The sequence below is a fragment of the Pseudomonas fluorescens NCIMB 11764 genome, from assembly GCF_000293885.2.
GTDB classification, from domain to species: Bacteria; Pseudomonadota; Gammaproteobacteria; order Pseudomonadales; family Pseudomonadaceae; genus Aquipseudomonas; species Aquipseudomonas fluorescens_B.
Window position 1 is genome coordinate 1,961,430 of record NZ_CP010945.1, and the last position, 19,224, is coordinate 1,980,653.

The 19,224-nt window shown below is 57.3% G+C and carries 6 protein-coding genes, 2 tRNA genes and 3 rRNA genes; 10 read left to right on the top strand and 1 reads right to left on the bottom strand.

Annotated features, from left to right (window positions below; translation table 11 throughout):
- Nucleotides 1-47 precede the first annotated feature (47 nt).
- Nucleotides 48-968: a LysR family transcriptional regulator gene (locus tag B723_RS08920; RefSeq protein WP_008031360.1), complete on the bottom strand. Its 921-nt coding sequence runs from the start codon at nucleotides 966-968 to the stop codon at nucleotides 48-50.
- A 124-nt stretch (nucleotides 969-1,092) separates the two neighbouring features.
- Here B723_RS08920 and B723_RS08925 point away from each other — a divergent pair, with 124 nt between their 5' ends.
- From B723_RS08925 to recD, 10 genes are all read left to right on the top strand, one after another.
- On the top strand, nucleotides 1,093-2,442 hold the full coding sequence (locus B723_RS08925; protein ID WP_017336405.1) for an aspartate aminotransferase family protein: 1,350 nt from the start codon (nucleotides 1,093-1,095) through the stop codon (nucleotides 2,440-2,442).
- 64 nt (nucleotides 2,443-2,506) lie between these two features.
- Entirely contained in the window at nucleotides 2,507-4,000 is a 1,494-nt protein-coding gene (locus B723_RS08930; protein ID WP_008031364.1) for a CoA-acylating methylmalonate-semialdehyde dehydrogenase, read from the top strand.
- 627 nt (nucleotides 4,001-4,627) lie between these two features.
- A 16S ribosomal RNA gene (locus tag B723_RS08935) occupies nucleotides 4,628-6,164 on the top strand.
- Nucleotides 6,165-6,246: 82 nt separating this feature from the next.
- Nucleotides 6,247-6,323, top strand: a tRNA-Ile gene (locus B723_RS08940).
- Nucleotides 6,324-6,333: 10 nt separating this feature from the next.
- A tRNA-Ala gene (locus B723_RS08945) sits at nucleotides 6,334-6,409 on the top strand.
- A gap of 227 nt (nucleotides 6,410-6,636) precedes the next feature.
- A 23S ribosomal RNA gene (locus B723_RS08950) occupies nucleotides 6,637-9,528 on the top strand.
- A 156-nt stretch (nucleotides 9,529-9,684) separates the two neighbouring features.
- Nucleotides 9,685-9,800: ribosomal RNA gene (gene rrf / locus B723_RS08955) — 5S ribosomal RNA — on the top strand.
- Together the 16S, 23S and 5S rRNA genes with 2 tRNA genes alongside form the textbook arrangement of a ribosomal RNA operon.
- A 154-nt stretch (nucleotides 9,801-9,954) precedes the next feature.
- Nucleotides 9,955-13,407 carry an exodeoxyribonuclease V subunit gamma gene (gene recC, locus B723_RS08960; RefSeq protein ID WP_017336406.1) on the top strand — a complete coding sequence of 1,151 codons (3,453 nt, stop codon included), beginning with the start codon at nucleotides 9,955-9,957 and terminating at the stop codon, nucleotides 13,405-13,407.
- Nucleotides 13,404-17,096: an exodeoxyribonuclease V subunit beta gene (gene recB, locus B723_RS08965; protein ID WP_017336407.1), complete on the top strand. Its 3,693-nt coding sequence runs from the start codon at nucleotides 13,404-13,406 to the stop codon at nucleotides 17,094-17,096. The genes recC and recB overlap by 4 nt, the downstream gene beginning before the upstream one ends.
- Nucleotides 17,093-19,201: an exodeoxyribonuclease V subunit alpha gene (recD, locus tag B723_RS08970; protein WP_017336408.1), complete on the top strand. Its 2,109-nt coding sequence runs from the start codon at nucleotides 17,093-17,095 to the stop codon at nucleotides 19,199-19,201. The genes recB and recD overlap by 4 nt, the downstream gene beginning before the upstream one ends.
- Nucleotides 19,202-19,224: the final 23 nt, after the last annotated feature.

Genomic DNA, 19,224 nt, shown 5'->3' on the forward strand with positions numbered 1-19,224 from the left:
CCATGGGGATCCGACAAGTCCTGACGCAATAAAAGCCCCGCGACGTTCTATCGTGTCGCGGCCAGGCTCTCCAAAAAGCTTTCCAGCACCAAATGCGGGCGACGTCCCTTGCGCGTGACCGATGCGAGGCTGAGGTCATAGAAGCGCGCTGTAGGTTTCAGTGCGCGCAAACGACCTTGTTGAACCCAGAGGCTGGCGTAGTGATCGGGCAGGTAGCCGATATAGCGTCCAGTGAGAATCAGGAATGCCATGCCTTCGCGGTCCGATGCACTGGCGGTGCAGTTGAGGGCCTGGTAATGCGCCTGGATTTCGGCAGGCAAGCGGAAGGTCGGGGCGATGGCGTCCTGACTGTTCAGGCGTTCGTCGTCCAGTTGTTTGTCGTCGACGTAGAACAAGGGATGCCCGACCGCGCAATACAGCAACGAGCGCTCGCTATAGAGCGGCTGATACTCCAGGCCTGACAGCGCGCTGGCCTGCGGCACCACGCCGACATGCAAGCGACCGTCGAGCACACCTTGTTCGACTTCGTTGGGCGCGATCATGCGGATTTGAATCTGCACGTCCGGTCCACGTTCCTTCAATTGCGCCAGGGCGTGGGTGATGCGCATGTGGGGCAGGGTGACGAGGTTGTCGGTCAGGCCGATGGTCAATTCGCCGCGCAGGTGTTGGTGCAGACCGTTGACCTCGGTGCGGAAACTTTCCAGCGCACTTAATAGCTGTAATGCGGACTGGTAGACCTCGCGACCTTCCTCGGTCAGGGAAAATCCGGCGCGACCGCGTTGGCACAGGCGCAGACCGAGGCGCTGTTCCAGGTCACTCATCTGTTGGCTGATCGCCGAACGGCCAATCCCGAGCACTGATTCCGCTGCAGAAAAACCGCCGCACTCCACCACGCTGCGAAAAATCCGTAGCAGGCGGATATCAAAGTCGCTGACTTGTGCCAGCGGATCGGGGCGACGAGTGCTCATAGTTTAGTGATGGCCTGACTGAACGTTAGAAAAGTTGGATTTCACAGACTTTATCCCCGTGGCAATTTAGCTGCAAGAACGCTTTTCATCTCCACGCCGCTTATTGCCTTGCGAGGTTTTGCCCATGAACTTGCCTGAAAACGCCCCGTCTTCCCTGGCCAGCCAGCTCAAGCTCGATGCTCACTGGATGCCCTACACCGCCAACCGGAATTTCCAGCGCGATCCGCGACTGATCGTGGCGGCTGAAGGCAGTTGGCTGACGGACGACAAGGGCCGCAAGGTCTACGATTCGCTGTCCGGTCTGTGGACCTGTGGCGCCGGGCACACCCGCAAGGAAATCCAGGAAGCGGTAGCCAAGCAATTGGGCACCCTCGATTACTCGCCGGGCTTCCAGTACGGTCACCCGTTGTCGTTCCAGCTGGCCGAGAAAATCACTGACCTGACGCCGGGCAATCTGAATCACGTGTTCTTCACTGACTCGGGTTCCGAGTGTGCGGATACCGCGGTGAAAATGGTCCGTGCTTACTGGCGTCTGAAAGGCCAGGCAACCAAAACCAAAATGATCGGCCGTGCCCGTGGTTACCACGGCGTGAACATCGCCGGCACCAGCCTCGGCGGCGTCAACGGCAACCGCAAAATGTTCGGTCAGGCGATGATGGACGTTGATCACCTGCCGCACACCTTGCTGGCAAGCAATGCCTATTCTCGTGGCATGCCGAAAGAGGGCGGTATCGCTCTGGCCGATGAGCTGCTCAAACTCATCGAGCTGCATGACGCTTCGAACATTGCTGCTGTATTTGTTGAACCAATGGCCGGCTCCGCTGGTGTGCTGGTTCCGCCTGAGGGCTACCTCAAGCGTCTGCGCGAGATCTGCGATCAGCACAACATCCTGCTGGTGTTCGACGAAGTGATCACCGGTTTCGGCCGTACCGGCTCGATGTTCGGCGCTGACAGCTTCGGCGTGACCCCGGACCTGATGTGCATCGCCAAGCAAGTCACCAACGGCGCGATCCCGATGGGCGCGGTGATTGCCAGCTCCGAGATCTACCAGACCTTCATGAACCAGGCGACGCCTGAATACGCCGTGGAATTCCCGCACGGTTACACCTACTCCGCGCACCCGGTGGCGTGCGCCGCAGGCCTGGCAGCACTCGACCTGCTGCAAAAGGAAAACCTGGTGCAGAGCGTGGCCGACGTCGCGCCGCATTTCGAAAATGCGCTGCACGGCCTGAAGGGCTCGAAAAACATCATCGACATTCGTAACTACGGTCTGGCCGGTGCGATCCAGATTGCCCCGCGTGACGGCGACGCCATCGTGCGTCCGTTCGAAGCGGGCATGGCGCTTTGGAAAGCCGGGTTCTACGTGCGCTTCGGCGGCGACACCCTGCAGTTCGGCCCAACCTTCAACAGCAAGCCGCAAGACCTTGATCGCCTGTTCGACGCGGTCGGCGAAGTGCTGAACAAAATCGACTGATTTTCCCTTCTATATAGAGGCGTCCGTTGACGGGCGCCTGTGGACAACTTTTCTGGAGCCCCGCATGAGCCTTATTCCGCATTTGATCAATGGCGAACTGGTGACCGAAGACGGTCGCACGGCTGACGTGTTCAACCCGTCCACCGGCCAGGCGATCCATAAGCTGCCTTTGGCCAGTCGCGAAACCATTCAGAAAGCCATCGATTCGGCCAAGGCTGCGTTCCCGGCCTGGCGCAATACTCCGCCGGCCAAGCGTGCTCAGGTGATGTTCCGCTTCAAGCAACTGCTGGAACAGAACGAAGCACGTATCGCCCAACTGATCAGCGAAGAGCACGGCAAGACGCTGGAAGATGCTGCCGGTGAACTGAAACGCGGTATCGAGAACGTCGAGTTCGCGTGTGCAGCGCCGGAAATCCTCAAGGGCGAGTACAGTCGTAACGTCGGCCCGAACATTGATGCCTGGTCGGACTTCCAGCCGTTGGGCGTGGTTGCCGGCATTACGCCGTTCAACTTCCCTGCGATGGTGCCGCTGTGGATGTATCCGCTGGCGATCGTCTGCGGTAACTGCTTCATCCTCAAGCCGTCCGAGCGTGATCCAAGTTCTACACTGTTGATCGCTCAGTTGTTGTTGGAAGCCGGTCTGCCTAAAGGTGTGTTGAGCGTTGTGCATGGTGACAAGGCTGCGGTAGATGCGCTGATCGAAGCGCCGGAAGTCAAAGCGTTGAGCTTTGTCGGTTCGACGCCGATTGCCGAATACATCTACGCCGAAGGCACCAAGCGCGGCAAACGCGTTCAGGCACTGGGCGGCGCGAAGAACCACGCGGTGCTGATGCCGGATGCAGATCTGGATAACGCCGTCAGCGCACTGATGGGCGCGGCGTACGGTTCGTGCGGTGAGCGTTGCATGGCGATCTCGGTGGCTGTGTGCGTCGGTGATCAGGTGGCAGATGCTTTGGTGGCCAAACTGACGCCGCAGATCAAGGCATTGAAGATTGGCGCAGGCACCACTTGTGGCTTGGACATGGGGCCATTGGTCACCGGTCAGGCTCGTGACAAAGTCAGTGGCTATGTAGAAGACGGTGTTGCGTCGGGTGCAACCTTGGTCGTCGATGGTCGTGGTCTGAGTGTGGCCGGTCATGAAGAAGGTTTCTTCCTGGGTGGCTGTCTTTTCGATAACGTCACCCCGGAAATGCGTATCTATAAAGAAGAGATCTTCGGGCCAGTGTTGTGCGTTGTCCGGGTCAACAGCCTGGAAGAGGCGATGCAGCTGATCAATGATCACGAGTATGGCAATGGCACCTGCATCTTTACCCGTGATGGGGAAGCGGCGCGGTTGTTCTGCGATGAGATCGAAGTCGGTATGGTCGGCGTCAACGTGCCGTTGCCAGTGCCAGTGGCGTATCACAGCTTTGGCGGTTGGAAGCGTTCGCTGTTCGGCGACCTGCATGCGTATGGCCCGGATGGCGTGCGCTTCTACACCCGTCGCAAAGCCATCACCCAGCGCTGGCCGCAGCGTGCGAGCCATGAAGCGTCGCAATTTGCGTTCCCGAGCTTGTAAGTAGAAGAGAAGAAGGCCGAGCCCCCTGGGGCTCGGCCTTCGTGTTTACGGGCTTTTTTGACCTGTATGACAGAAATGTGAAATCAGGGGTTGACGGCAGATTCTGGAAGTCTATAATTCGCCCCACTTCCGGCGCAGTCGAAACGGAAAACTCCTTGGTAAACAAAGAGTTACGCAGTTTTCGACAGCGAGTTGCTTCGGTTCATCGAAGCCCAGAAGGAGTTGGTCAGGCAGTGTGTTGTCGCTTGATTGACGGCTCGATCTTCTCGGTCGAAAGCGGAGAAAAAGAGGTGTTGACAGCAGCGAACAACGCTGTAGGATTCTCCTCCCGCTAACGAGAGATCGGAAGCGCAAGTGGTTGAAGTTGCAAAGGAAACTTTGAAAACTTCTGAAAATAACCGCTTGACAGATACAGAGGACGCTGTAGAATGCGCGCCTCGGTTGAGACGAAAGATCTTAACCAACCGCTCTTTAACAACTGAATCAAGCAATTCGTGTGGGTGCTTGTGGAGTCAGACTGATAGTCAACAAGATTATCAGCATCACAAGTTACTCCGCGAGAAATCAAAGATGTAACCAACGATTGCTGAGCCAAGTTTAGGGTTTCTTAAAAACCCAAAGATGTTTGAACTGAAGAGTTTGATCATGGCTCAGATTGAACGCTGGCGGCAGGCCTAACACATGCAAGTCGAGCGGTAGAGAGAAGCTTGCTTCTCTTGAGAGCGGCGGACGGGTGAGTAATGCCTAGGAATCTGCCTGGTAGTGGGGGATAACGCTCGGAAACGGACGCTAATACCGCATACGTCCTACGGGAGAAAGCAGGGGACCTTCGGGCCTTGCGCTATCAGATGAGCCTAGGTCGGATTAGCTAGTTGGTGAGGTAATGGCTCACCAAGGCGACGATCCGTAACTGGTCTGAGAGGATGATCAGTCACACTGGAACTGAGACACGGTCCAGACTCCTACGGGAGGCAGCAGTGGGGAATATTGGACAATGGGCGAAAGCCTGATCCAGCCATGCCGCGTGTGTGAAGAAGGTCTTCGGATTGTAAAGCACTTTAAGTTGGGAGGAAGGGCATTAACCTAATACGTTGGTGTCTTGACGTTACCGACAGAATAAGCACCGGCTAACTCTGTGCCAGCAGCCGCGGTAATACAGAGGGTGCAAGCGTTAATCGGAATTACTGGGCGTAAAGCGCGCGTAGGTGGTTCGTTAAGTTGGATGTGAAATCCCCGGGCTCAACCTGGGAACTGCATTCAAAACTGACGAGCTAGAGTATGGTAGAGGGTGGTGGAATTTCCTGTGTAGCGGTGAAATGCGTAGATATAGGAAGGAACACCAGTGGCGAAGGCGACCACCTGGACTGATACTGACACTGAGGTGCGAAAGCGTGGGGAGCAAACAGGATTAGATACCCTGGTAGTCCACGCCGTAAACGATGTCAACTAGCCGTTGGGAGCCTTGAGCTCTTAGTGGCGCAGCTAACGCATTAAGTTGACCGCCTGGGGAGTACGGCCGCAAGGTTAAAACTCAAATGAATTGACGGGGGCCCGCACAAGCGGTGGAGCATGTGGTTTAATTCGAAGCAACGCGAAGAACCTTACCAGGCCTTGACATCCAATGAACTTTCCAGAGATGGATTGGTGCCTTCGGGAACATTGAGACAGGTGCTGCATGGCTGTCGTCAGCTCGTGTCGTGAGATGTTGGGTTAAGTCCCGTAACGAGCGCAACCCTTGTCCTTAGTTACCAGCACGTTATGGTGGGCACTCTAAGGAGACTGCCGGTGACAAACCGGAGGAAGGTGGGGATGACGTCAAGTCATCATGGCCCTTACGGCCTGGGCTACACACGTGCTACAATGGTCGGTACAGAGGGTTGCCAAGCCGCGAGGTGGAGCTAATCCCACAAAACCGATCGTAGTCCGGATCGCAGTCTGCAACTCGACTGCGTGAAGTCGGAATCGCTAGTAATCGCGAATCAGAATGTCGCGGTGAATACGTTCCCGGGCCTTGTACACACCGCCCGTCACACCATGGGAGTGGGTTGCACCAGAAGTAGCTAGTCTAACCTTCGGGAGGACGGTTACCACGGTGTGATTCATGACTGGGGTGAAGTCGTAACAAGGTAGCCGTAGGGGAACCTGCGGCTGGATCACCTCCTTAATCGACGACATCAGCTGCTCCATAAGTTCCCACACGAATTGCTTGATTCATTGAAGAAGACGATAAGAAGCAGCCCGAAATTGGGTCTGTAGCTCAGTTGGTTAGAGCGCACCCCTGATAAGGGTGAGGTCGGCAGTTCGAATCTGCCCAGACCCACCAATTTTGTTATGGGGCCATAGCTCAGCTGGGAGAGCGCCTGCCTTGCACGCAGGAGGTCAACGGTTCGATCCCGTTTGGCTCCACCATATAACTGCTTCTGCTGTTAGAGTTTAGAAATGAATATTCCGGTGTGAATATTGATTTCTAGTCTTTGATTAGATCGTTCTTTAAAAATTTGGGTATGTGATAGAAAGATAGACTGAACGTTACTTTCACTGGTAACGGATCAGGCTAAGGTAAAATTTGTGAGTTTAATCGCGAATTTTCGGCGAATGTCGTCTTCACAGTATAACCAGATTGCTTGGGGTTATATGGTCAAGTGAAGAAGCGCATACGGTGGATGCCTTGGCAGTCAGAGGCGATGAAAGACGTGGTAGCCTGCGAAAAGCTTCGGGGAGTCGGCAAACAGACTTTGATCCGGAGATATCTGAATGGGGGAACCCACCTAACATAAGTTAGGTATCTTAAGCTGAATACATAGGCTTAAGAAGCGAACCAGGGGAACTGAAACATCTAAGTACCCTGAGGAAAAGAAATCAACCGAGATTCCCTTAGTAGTGGCGAGCGAACGGGGACTAGCCCTTAAGTGGCTTTGAGATTAGCGGAACGCTCTGGAAAGTGCGGCCATAGTGGGTGATAGCCCTGTACGCGAAAATCTCTTAGTCATGAAATCGAGTAGGACGGAGCACGAGAAACTTTGTCTGAATATGGGGGGACCATCCTCCAAGGCTAAATACTACTGACTGACCGATAGTGAACTAGTACCGTGAGGGAAAGGCGAAAAGAACCCCGGAGAGGGGAGTGAAATAGATCCTGAAACCGTATGCGTACAAGCAGTGGGAGCCCACTTTGTTGGGTGACTGCGTACCTTTTGTATAATGGGTCAGCGACTTATTTTCAGTGGCGAGCTTAACCGAATAGGGGAGGCGTAGCGAAAGCGAGTCTTAATAGGGCGTCTAGTCGCTGGGAATAGACCCGAAACCGGGCGATCTATCCATGGGCAGGTTGAAGGTTGGGTAACACTAACTGGAGGACCGAACCGACTACCGTTGAAAAGTTAGCGGATGACCTGTGGATCGGAGTGAAAGGCTAATCAAGCTCGGAGATAGCTGGTTCTCCTCGAAAGCTATTTAGGTAGCGCCTCATGTATCACTGTAGGGGGTAGAGCACTGTTTCGGCTAGGGGGTCATCCCGACTTACCAAACCGATGCAAACTCCGAATACCTACAAGTGCCGAGCATGGGAGACACACGGCGGGTGCTAACGTCCGTCGTGAAAAGGGAAACAACCCAGACCGTCAGCTAAGGTCCCAAAGTTATGGTTAAGTGGGAAACGATGTGGGAAGGCTTAGACAGCTAGGAGGTTGGCTTAGAAGCAGCCACCCTTTAAAGAAAGCGTAATAGCTCACTAGTCGAGTCGGCCTGCGCGGAAGATGTAACGGGGCTCAAACCATACACCGAAGCTACGGGTATCACTTAGGTGATGCGGTAGAGGAGCGTTCTGTAAGCCTGTGAAGGTGAGTTGAGAAGCTTGCTGGAGGTATCAGAAGTGCGAATGCTGACATGAGTAACGACAATGGGTGTGAAAAACACCCACGCCGAAAGACCAAGGTTTCCTGCGCAACGTTAATCGACGCAGGGTTAGTCGGTCCCTAAGGCGAGGCTGAAAAGCGTAGTCGATGGAAAACAGGTTAATATTCCTGTACTTCTGGTTATTGCGATGGAGGGACGGAGAAGGCTAGGCCAGCTTGGCGTTGGTTGTCCAAGTTTAAGGTGGTAGGCTGGAATCTTAGGTAAATCCGGGATTCTAAGGCCGAGAGCTGATGACGAGTGTTCTTTTAGAACACGAAGTGGTTGATGCCATGCTTCCAAGAAAAGCTTCTAAGCTTCAGGTAACCAGGAACCGTACCCCAAACCGACACAGGTGGTTGGGTAGAGAATACCAAGGCGCTTGAGAGAACTCGGGTGAAGGAACTAGGCAAAATGGCACCGTAACTTCGGGAGAAGGTGCGCCGGTGAGGGTGAAGGACTTGCTCCGTAAGCTCATGCCGGTCGAAGATACCAGGCCGCTGCGACTGTTTATTAAAAACACAGCACTCTGCAAACACGAAAGTGGACGTATAGGGTGTGACGCCTGCCCGGTGCCGGAAGGTTAATTGATGGGGTTAGCTAACGCGAAGCTCTTGATCGAAGCCCCGGTAAACGGCGGCCGTAACTATAACGGTCCTAAGGTAGCGAAATTCCTTGTCGGGTAAGTTCCGACCTGCACGAATGGCGTAACGATGGCGGCGCTGTCTCCACCCGAGACTCAGTGAAATTGAAATCGCTGTGAAGATGCAGTGTATCCGCGGCTAGACGGAAAGACCCCGTGAACCTTTACTATAGCTTTGCACTGGACTTTGAATTTGCTTGTGTAGGATAGGTGGGAGGCTTTGAAGCGTGGACGCCAGTTCGCGTGGAGCCAACCTTGAAATACCACCCTGGCAACTTTGAGGTTCTAACTCAGGTCCGTTATCCGGATCGAGGACAGTGTATGGTGGGTAGTTTGACTGGGGCGGTCTCCTCCTAAAGAGTAACGGAGGAGTACGAAGGTGCGCTCAGACCGGTCGGAAATCGGTCGTAGAGTATAAAGGCAAAAGCGCGCTTGACTGCGAGACAGACACGTCGAGCAGGTACGAAAGTAGGTCTTAGTGATCCGGTGGTTCTGTATGGAAGGGCCATCGCTCAACGGATAAAAGGTACTCCGGGGATAACAGGCTGATACCGCCCAAGAGTTCATATCGACGGCGGTGTTTGGCACCTCGATGTCGGCTCATCACATCCTGGGGCTGAAGCCGGTCCCAAGGGTATGGCTGTTCGCCATTTAAAGTGGTACGCGAGCTGGGTTTAGAACGTCGTGAGACAGTTCGGTCCCTATCTGCCGTGGACGTTTGAGATTTGAGAGGGGCTGCTCCTAGTACGAGAGGACCGGAGTGGACGAACCTCTGGTGTTCCGGTTGTCACGCCAGTGGCATTGCCGGGTAGCTATGTTCGGAATAGATAACCGCTGAAAGCATCTAAGCGGGAAACTAGCCTCAAGATGAGATCTCACTGGGACCTTGAGTCCCCTGAAGGGCCGTCGAAGACTACGACGTTGATAGGTTGGGTGTGTAAGCGCTGTGAGGCGTTGAGCTAACCAATACTAATTGCCCGTGAGGCTTGACCATATAACACCCAAGCAATTTGCTGACCTGAAAAGGCACCAGATTGCGGTGTGTGAAGACGAAACGAACCGAAAGTTCGAGAAACAAACACACAAACTATCGCATACCCATTCGCTGGAGCGTGAACCTGCAAAGGCCCACGACCTGGCTACCGAATTTCTTGACGACCATAGAGCATTGGAACCACCTGATCCCATCCCGAACTCAGCAGTGAAACGATGCATCGCCGATGGTAGTGTGGGGTTTCCCCATGTGAGAGTAGGTCATCGTCAAGATTAAATTCCGAAACCCCAATTGCGAAAGCAGTTGGGGTTTTGTTTTGTCCGCAGGAAAGTTCGTACAGCAACACCGGACGCCTTCCGGCTGTCACAGTCTCCCGACAATGCTAAGGTTCGGCCCTAGCTTTTGTATTTTTCCAAGGAAGCCTTTATGCCGGACGCAACGTCCCTCAGTGCTGGTTTTATGGTGGTTCACGGCAACCGCCTGGACGAGTTGCGCAGCCTGGTGGTCAGCTGGATGCGGCGCTACCCGCTGGCACCCTTGGAAAATGAAATCGCTTTGGTCCAGAGCAACGGCATCGCCCAATGGTTGAAGCTGGCACTGGCGGAGGACCCGAAAGAGGACGACATGGGCGGCTGCGGTATCGCCGCAGCGATCGATGTGCAGTTACCGGGCAGCTTCATGTGGCAGCTCTATCGCATGGTCCTGGGCCGAGATGAAATCCCGGTCAAATCCCTGCTCGATAAAGCCCCACTGACCTGGCGTCTCATGCGCCTGCTTCCGCAGTTGATCGATCAGCCACACTTCGAACCTCTGCAACGCTTCCTTACCCATGACACCGATTTGCGCAAACGCTATCAGTTGGCCGAGCGACTGGCTGACCTGTTTGACCAATACCAGGTATACCGAGCTGACTGGCTCGAGGACTGGGCAGAAGGTCGTCATCAATTACGCAACGGTCGAGGTGAAGCGAAAGCCCTGACTGCGGCAAACTGCTGGCAGGCAGAATTGTGGCGTGCACTGTTGCTGGATGTCGGTGAACAAGGCATGGCGCAAAGCCGTGCCGGCGTCCATCAACGATTTATCGAGCGTATCAACAGCCTCGACGTTGCGCCTGATGGACTTCCCTCGCGGGTGATCGTTTTCGGTATTTCTTCACTTCCCGCCCAGGCGCTTGAAGCGCTCGCCGGGCTGGCTCGTTTCAGTCAGGTCTTGCTGTGCGTTCATAATCCGTGTCGCCACCATTGGGCGGACATCGTCGCTGATAAAGACCTGTTACGGCATCAATACAAACGTCAGGCTCGCAAGAGCGGCATGCCGGTTGTCCTGGATCCGCAAATCCTGCATCAGCATGCCCATCCCCTCTTGGCTGCGTGGGGCAAGCAGGGACGGGACTACATCAATCTGCTCGATAGCTACGACGATCCCAACAGCTATCGCTCGGCATTTCGTGACGGGAGAATCGACCTGTTCAGTGACAGTCAGCCACTGAGCATGCTCAATCAATTGCAGGACGACATTCTTGAATTACGTCCTCTGAATGAAACGCGTGAACGCTGGCCGGCAGTCGATCCAAAAGTGGATCAATCAATCCGATTTCACATCGCCCATAGCGCCCAGCGAGAGGTGGAGATCCTTCACGACCAGTTGCTCGCCCGTTTCAGTGCAGATCCCGATTTAAGGCCTCGCGACGTCATTGTGATGGTCCCGGATATCGACAGCTATGCCCCGCATATTCGTGCAGTATTCGGGCAGCTTGAACGCAATGACCCGCGCTTCATTCCCTTCACGCTCGCAGACCAGGGGCAACGTGGCCGTGACCCGCTGCTGATCGCTGTCGAACATCTGCTTAAACTGCCGGACAGTCGATTCCCCGTCAGCGAAATCCTCGACCTGCTGGATGTTCCGGCCCTGCGCACTCGCTTTGGTGTGGAGGAGCGAGACCTGCCGACCCTGCATCGCTGGATCGAAGGCGCTGGCATTCGTTGGGGTATGAACGCCGGGCAACGGGCAGGTTTGGGCCTGCCTCAGGAACTGGAACAGAACAGTTGGCGTTTCGGACTGCGTCGGATGCTGCTTGGCTACGCCGTGGGAAGCGGCAGCGCTTGCGAAGGCATCGAGCCCTACGACGAGATCGGTGGTCTGGATGCCGCACTCATCGGGCCACTGGTTGCTTTGTTGGACGCGCTGGAGATTGCCCATCAGGAGCTCTCGCGACCGGCGCCGCCCAAGCAATGGGGTGTACGGTTGCAGGCGCTGGTGCAGTTGTTTTTCCAGGCCAGCAATGAACATGACGACTACCTGCTGGCCCAGCTCGAGGAGTTGCGTGAAACCTGGCTTGAGACTTGCGAGTCCGTCGGTTTGCATGACGAGCTACCGTTGACGGTCGTTCGTGAAGCCTGGCTCGCCGGACTTGATCAAGGCCGATTGTCCCAGCGCTTTCTCGCCGGCGCAGTCAATTTCTGCACGTTGATGCCGATGCGCGCGATCCCGTTCAAACTGGTCTGTCTGCTCGGCATGAATGACGGCGATTATCCGCGCGCGCAACCGCCTTTGGACTTCGACCTCATGGGCAGCGATTATCGACCGGGTGACCGTTCGCGCCGAGAAGATGATCGCTATCTGCTGCTGGAGGCACTGCTGTCGGCATGTGACCAGCTCTATATCAGTTGGGTTGGCCGTAGCATTCGCGATAACAGCGAGCGTCCCGCATCCGTATTGATCGGCCAGTTGCGCGACCATCTGGCCAGTGGCTGGCGATTGCGCAATGCAGATGAAGATCTGCTTGAGGCCATGACTCAGGAACATCCGTTGCAACCGTTCAGCGCCCGTTACTTCCATGAAGGCGATGATCTGTTCAGCTTCGCCAACGAATGGCAGGTGCTTCATCAGTCTGGTGAGCCAGTTATCGATAACAACATCCTGGACGCTTACGTTCAGGAAGAGCCGTTGAGCCTGGGTCAGTTGCAGGATTTCCTGCGCAATCCTGTGCGACATTTCTTCAGCCAGCGATTGAAGGTGTTCTTCGAAGCCGCTGAAGTGCCGCTGGCCGATGAAGAGCCCTTTGTACTTGATGCGCTGCAACGCTATAGCCTCAGCGACAGTTTGCTTGGCGCCGCGCTGGCACAGCTTGAACGTGTGGATGAGGTGTTGGATGCGCATGCCAAACGCCTGCAAAACAGCGGTCTGCTGCCCATGGCCGGTTTTGGCGAATGCCTGCAACGAGAGTTGATCGAGCCGTTACCGGATCTGCTGCAACGCTATCAACAGCTACTGGCGTTATGGCCCACGCCACTCACCAGCGCTCTGCCGGTCAATTTCGAACTTCAAGGTCTGCGTCTGGAAGGATGGCTCAGCGGTCTGCATCAACGCGCAGACGGCGGATTGTTGTCGGTCACTACGATCCCCAACAGCATCGGTTCGATCAAATCCCGCAAGTGGCATCGTCTGACACGACCCTGGGTCAATCATCTGGTTGCCTGCGCCAGTGGCATGGAGATGACCACTGCACTGGTGGCCAGTGACGACAGTCTGTTACTCGGCCCGATTGAAAAAAATACCGCATCCCTAATCCTGGGCGACCTGTTGATGGCCTGGCAAACGGGCATGCGCCAGCCTCTGCCCATTGCGGTGAAAACAGCGTTTGCCTGGCTCGCTCAAACCGATCCGGCCAAAGCCGATGCCGCTGGCCGCAAAGCTTATGAAGGCGATGGCATGACCACGGATGGCGAGCGTAGGGAAAGTCCCGCGCTCGCCCGACAGTTCGCTGACTACGACGCACTGATCGCCGACGAGACTTTCCCTGATTGGTGCAACGCTTTGTACAAACCGATGCTTGAAGCGCCGTGGCGCTCATTGAGCAGCGAGGAAGCGCGCTCATGACCGCGAAAACACCGCTGGCCCTGGCATTCCCGCTGCGCGGCAGTCAACTGATCGAAGCCAGTGCCGGCACCGGGAAAACCTTCACTATTTCCGCGCTGTACCTACGCCTGGTCCTCGGCCACGGTGGCGAATCGAGTGGCTTCGGGCGTGAATTGTTACCGCCGCAAATCCTCGTCGTGACCTTCACTGACGCCGCGACCAAGGAGCTGCGCGAACGCATTCGAACGCGCCTGGCAGAAGCCGCGCGGTTTTTCCGCGATGAAACTCCGCCGCCGGATGCGCTGATCGCGGAGTTGCGTGATCAGTACCTTCCGGAGCAGTGGCCCGGATGCGCGAATCGTCTGGACATCGCTGCCCAGTGGATGGATGAAGCGGCTGTCTCGACCATCCACAGCTGGTGTCAGCGGATGTTGCGCGAGCATGCGTTCGACAGCGGCAGCCTGTTTACCCAGACCCTGGAAACCGATCACAGCGATTTGCTGGGCGAAGTCCTGCGCGATTACTGGCGATTGTTCTGCTACCCGATGCAAGGCGATGCGCTGAACTGGGTGCGTGGTAATTGGGGCGGTCCGGCGGCGCTGTTGCCACGCGTCCGTGGATTATTCGCCAGTGAGCGCGACAGCGTCGAAGGCAAAGAGCCTGCCGAGCTGATCAACGAATGTCTGCAGGAGCGCCGGGCAGCCTTGATCGAACTCAAAATGCCCTGGCGTCAGTGGGCCGACGAGTTGCTTGCGATCTGTCACGAGGGTGTTGCGAGCAAAAGCGTTGATGGGCGCAAGATGCAGGCGCGTTACTTCGAACCCTGGTTCGAAAAGTTGAAGGCCTGGGCCGAAGACGAATTGCTTGAGCAGTTGGATATTGGCACCGGCTTCACCCGCCTGACCCCTGAGGGCATGGCTGAAGCGTGGAAAAAAGGCGAAGTCCCCCGCCATCCGGGACTGGACGCCATGCCGGGCCTCAAGGCCAGTCTCGATGGATTGCCGACTCCCGATGCCGCGGTTCTGCAACACGCCGCCCAGTGGGTGGGCGCACGGTTCGAGGCGGAAAAACGTCGTCGCGCGGAAATGGGCTTCGATGACATGTTGCTGCGCCTCGATGCCGCATTGCAATCCGAGGGTGGCGAACGCCTGGCGACCTTGATCCGCGAACAGTTTCCGGTGGCGTTGATCGACGAGTTCCAGGACACCGACCCGGTGCAGTACCAAATCTTCGAAAGCATCTATCGCATCGAAGACAACAACCCCGAATGCGGCCTGTTCCTGATCGGCGACCCAAAGCAGGCGATCTATGCCTTCCGTGGTGCCGATATCTATACCTACCTGCGCGCTCGTCAAGCCACCGCAGGCCGACTGCATACACTGGGGACCAACTTCCGTTCCAGCCATGGCATGGTCGGTGCGGTGAACCATGTGTTTGCGCGCGCCGAGTCGCGCGAGGCCGGTCGGGGTGCGTTCCTGTTTCGCGAACGGAATGGCGATAACCCCGTGCCGTTTCTGCCGGTCGCCTCCCAGGGACGCAAAGAAGTGTTGAGCATCGGGGGGCAGGTTGTACCCGCGCTGAACATCTGGCATTTGTCCGCCGACCAGCCCCTGTCGGGCGCGGTTTACCGACAGCAATTGGCTGCCGCTTGCGCCAGTGAAATTACCGCGTTGCTGAACGGCGGACAGCAAGGCAAGGCGGGTTTCATCCAGGACGGCAAGGACTTCAGGGGCCTGTTGCCGGCGGATATCGCAATTCTGGTGCGCGACGGTAAAGAAGCTCAGGCCGTACGCGCCGAACTCTCCGCCCGTGGTGTGCGCAGCGTTTATCTGTCGGACAAGGATTCCGTGTTCGCCGCCCAGGAAGCCCACGATCTGCTGACCTGGCTCAAGGCGTGTGCCGAGCCGGATGTCGAGCGTCCGTTGCGGGCCGCGCTGGCGAGCATCACGTTGAACCTGTCGCTGGCAGAACTTGAACGGTTGAATCAGGACGAGCTGGCCTGGGAAGCGCGGGTCATGCAGTTCCGTGGTTATCGCGAGCTCTGGCGCAAGCAAGGCGTGCTGCCCATGCTGCGTCGTTTGCTGCATGACTTCCAGCTGCCTCAGGCATTGATTGCGCGCAGTGACGGCGAGCGGGTGCTGACCAACTTGCTGCACCTGTCCGAGTTGCTGCAACAGGCGGCCGCCGAACTGGATGGCGAGCAAGCGTTGATCCGGCACTTGTCCGAACATCTGGCGCTGTCCGGTCAGGCGGGTGAGGAACAGATCCTGCGTCTTGAAAGTGACGAGCAACTGGTCAAGGTCGTGACCATTCACAAGTCCAAGGGGCTTGAGTATCCCTTGGTGTTTCTGCCATTCGTGTGTTCGGCGAAACCGGTGGACGGAAGCCGTTTGCCGCTGCATTACCACGATGAAGCGGGCAATGCTCGAGTGACCCTCAAGCCCACGCCCGAGTTGATCGCGCTGGCGGATGATGAGCGGCTGGCCGAGGATCTGCGTTTGCTTTATGTCGCCTTGACCCGGGCTCAACATGCCTGCTGGCTCGGTGTCACTGACCTCAAGCGCGGTAATAACAACAGTTCGGTGTTGCACCTCTCTGCGTTGGGTTATCTGTTGGGGGGCGGTGCTCCATTGGTGGAGTCGCAAGGTTTGAAGCGTTGGCTGGAAGACCTGCAGCAGGATTGTCCCGCGCTGAATTACAGTGAGATGCCTGAAAAGACGGATGAGCATTACCATCCGCCGCAGAACGATGCGAGCTTGCTCGCCCCCCTGATCCCCAAGCGCAAAGCCAGCGAAAACTGGTGGATTGCCTCCTACAGCGCCCTTCGCATAGGCGACAGCCTGAGCGTGGGCAGTGATGAAGCACCGGAAAACCCGCAGGCGCAAAAGCTGTTCGACGACGAGCGCCTCGATCCTGAAGCGCCGCGCGAAGTGATCGCCGGCGGTGCCGATATCCATCGGTTCCCGCGTGGTCCGAATCCCGGCACCTTTCTTCATGGTTTGCTTGAGTGGGCGGGTGACGAAGGTTTTGCCGCCACGCCGCGGGCCGTGGAAGACGCGATTGCCCGTCGCTGCAACCGTCGTGGCTGGGAAGGCTGGATCACCACGCTGAGCGATTGGCTGCAGCACTTGCTCAAGTCGCCGCTGCACATCGGCGCTGGGCAGGCGCCCGTGATTTTTGGGCAACTGAAACAATACCGTGTCGAGATGGAGTTCTGGTTCGCCAGCCATAAGGTCGATGTGCTCAAACTCGACGAGCTGGTCCGCCAACATACCCACAACGGCGTCGCCCGTGTTGCGGCCGAACCGGTACTGCTCAATGGCATGTTCAAAGGCTTCATCGACCTGACTTTCGAGCACGATGGTCGCTATTACGTCGCCGATTACAAATCCAACTGGCTGGGCGTCGATGACATGGCCTACACCGAGCAGGCGATGGAACAGTCGATCCTGGATAATCGCTACGACCTGCAATACGTGCTGTACCTGTTGGCCCTGCATCGTCAGCTCAAGGCGCGGCTTGCCGATTACGATTACGACCGGCATGTCGGAGGGGCGTTGTATCTGTTTCTGCGCGGCACGCGCTCATCCAGTCAGGGCGTGTATTTTGCCCGTCCGCCACGGGAACTGATCGAGCGTCTGGACCGGCTGTTTCAGGGCAAGCCGGAACCCAAGGCCGAACCGGCCTGGGAACAGGGAGTATTGCTATGAGCCGCACCTTTGCCGATGTGTTGCCGACGCCGTTGGCAGCCGAAAGCCTGGCAAATCTGGCGCCGTTGAGTCGCGCCGATGACTTGTTGTCGTTGCTCACGCGCTGGGTCGAGCGCGGCTGGTTGCGAGCGCTGGACAAAGCCTTCGTTGCCTTTTTGCACGAGCTCGCCCCCGACGATGATCCGCTGGTGCTGCTGGCGGCGGCATTGACCAGCCATCAACTGGGCCACGGTCACGTCTGCCTGGATCTGTTCGAGACGCTCAAGGCGCCGGATTTCGCCCTGTCGTTGCCGCCGGAAGGCGACCTGCAAAGTGGTGCGATGTTGCTGCCTTCGCAATTGCTTGAGACGCTGGACGGCGCCCACTGGTGCAAGGTCCTGGCCTCCAGCCGGCTGGTCGCATTGGCGGCCGATGGCAGCGAAACGGCGTTGCAAAGGCCGTTGGTGTTGTCGGGAAAGCGCCTGTACTTGCGCCGTTACTGGGTGTACGAGCGACGTATCGATAACGCGCTGCGCCTGCGTCTGGCAGAACACGAGTCCACACCGAATGACTTGCCTCAACGCCTCACCGGTCTGTTCGGCCCGGCCCGGCCCGGCGAACTGATCGACTGGCAGAAACTCGCGTGTGCCTTGGCGACCCGCAGTGCATTCAGCATCGTCACTGGCGGTCCCGGAACCGGCAAGACCACCACGGTCGTGCGTTTGCTGGCGCTGTTGCAGGCACCGGCGGTGGAGGCTGGCAAACCACTGCGCATCCGTCTTGCGGCCCCCACCGGCAAAGCGGCGGCGCGGCTGACGGAATCCATCAGCCAGCAAGTCCGGACGCTGGAGGTGGCCGAGGCCGTGCGAGAAAAAATTCCGTCAGACGTCACTACCGTGCACCGCCTGCTCGGCAGCCGTCCCGGTACCCGACACTTTCGGCATCACGCCGGTAATCGCTTGCCGCTGGATGTCCTGGTGGTCGATGAAGCCTCGATGATCGACCTGGAGATGATGGCCAATCTGCTCGACGCGATGCCGGCTCATGCACGACTGGTGCTGCTCGGTGACAAGGATCAACTGGCATCGGTGGAAGCCGGCGCCGTGCTGGGCGATTTGTGCCGCGACGCCGAGGCAGGTTGGTACGGCCCGCAGACCCGACAGTGGCTGGAAGCGGTCAGTGGTGAACACCTCGAAACCAGCGGTTTGCAGCAAGACACTCACGGGACTCATCCGCTGGCCCAGCAGGTCGTGATGCTGCGCCACTCGCGCCGGTTCGGCGAGGGCAGTGGCATAGGCCAACTGGCTCGCTGGGTCAATCAGCAACAACCCGAAGAAGCTCGCAAGTTGTTGGCGGCCGGAAACCACGATGATGTGTTTTCCCTGCCTCTCAAAGGTGAGCACGACAGGGCACTGGAGCGCTTGTTGCTCGAAGGCCATGGCGATGGACCGCAAGGGTATCGGCATTACCTGAGCCTGCTGCGCAGTCGGCGACCGTCGCTCGACAGCACCCTCGAGGATCCGCGCTGGACCGATTGGGCTCGCGACGTGTTGCAAGCCTTCGATGCCTTCCAGTTACTGTGCGCCGTGCGCAAGGGACCATGGGGCGTGGAAGGCCTGAATCAGCGAGTGACCGATGCGCTGCTCAAGGCCAGGCTGATCGACAGCAATCAACAGTGGTACGAAGGTCGGCCAGTGCTGATGACCCGCAACGACTATGGCCTGGGCTTGATGAACGGCGACATCGGCATTGCGCTCAAGCTGCCGGAGCGCGAGGGACCCGAGGCGGGGCGCCAAGTGCTGCGCGTGGCCTTCCCGCGTAACGACGGCCAGGGCGGCGTGCGCTTTGTCCTGCCGAGCCGGCTGAATGATGTCGAAACGGTGTACGCCATGACCGTGCACAAGTCCCAGGGCTCCGAGTTCGCCCATACGGCGCTGATTTTGCCGGACGCCCTGAACCCGGTTCTGACCAAGGAGCTGATCTACACCGGCATCACCCGCGCCAAACACTGGTTTACTTTGATCGAACCGCGTAGCGGCGTGTTTGAGGAGGCCGTGCGACGCAAGGTCAAGCGCCTGAGCGGGCTGATGCTGGAATTGGAAGAGGCCATGCCGCCGGGGGATTGAGGACGGCAGCGCCAGACGACGGA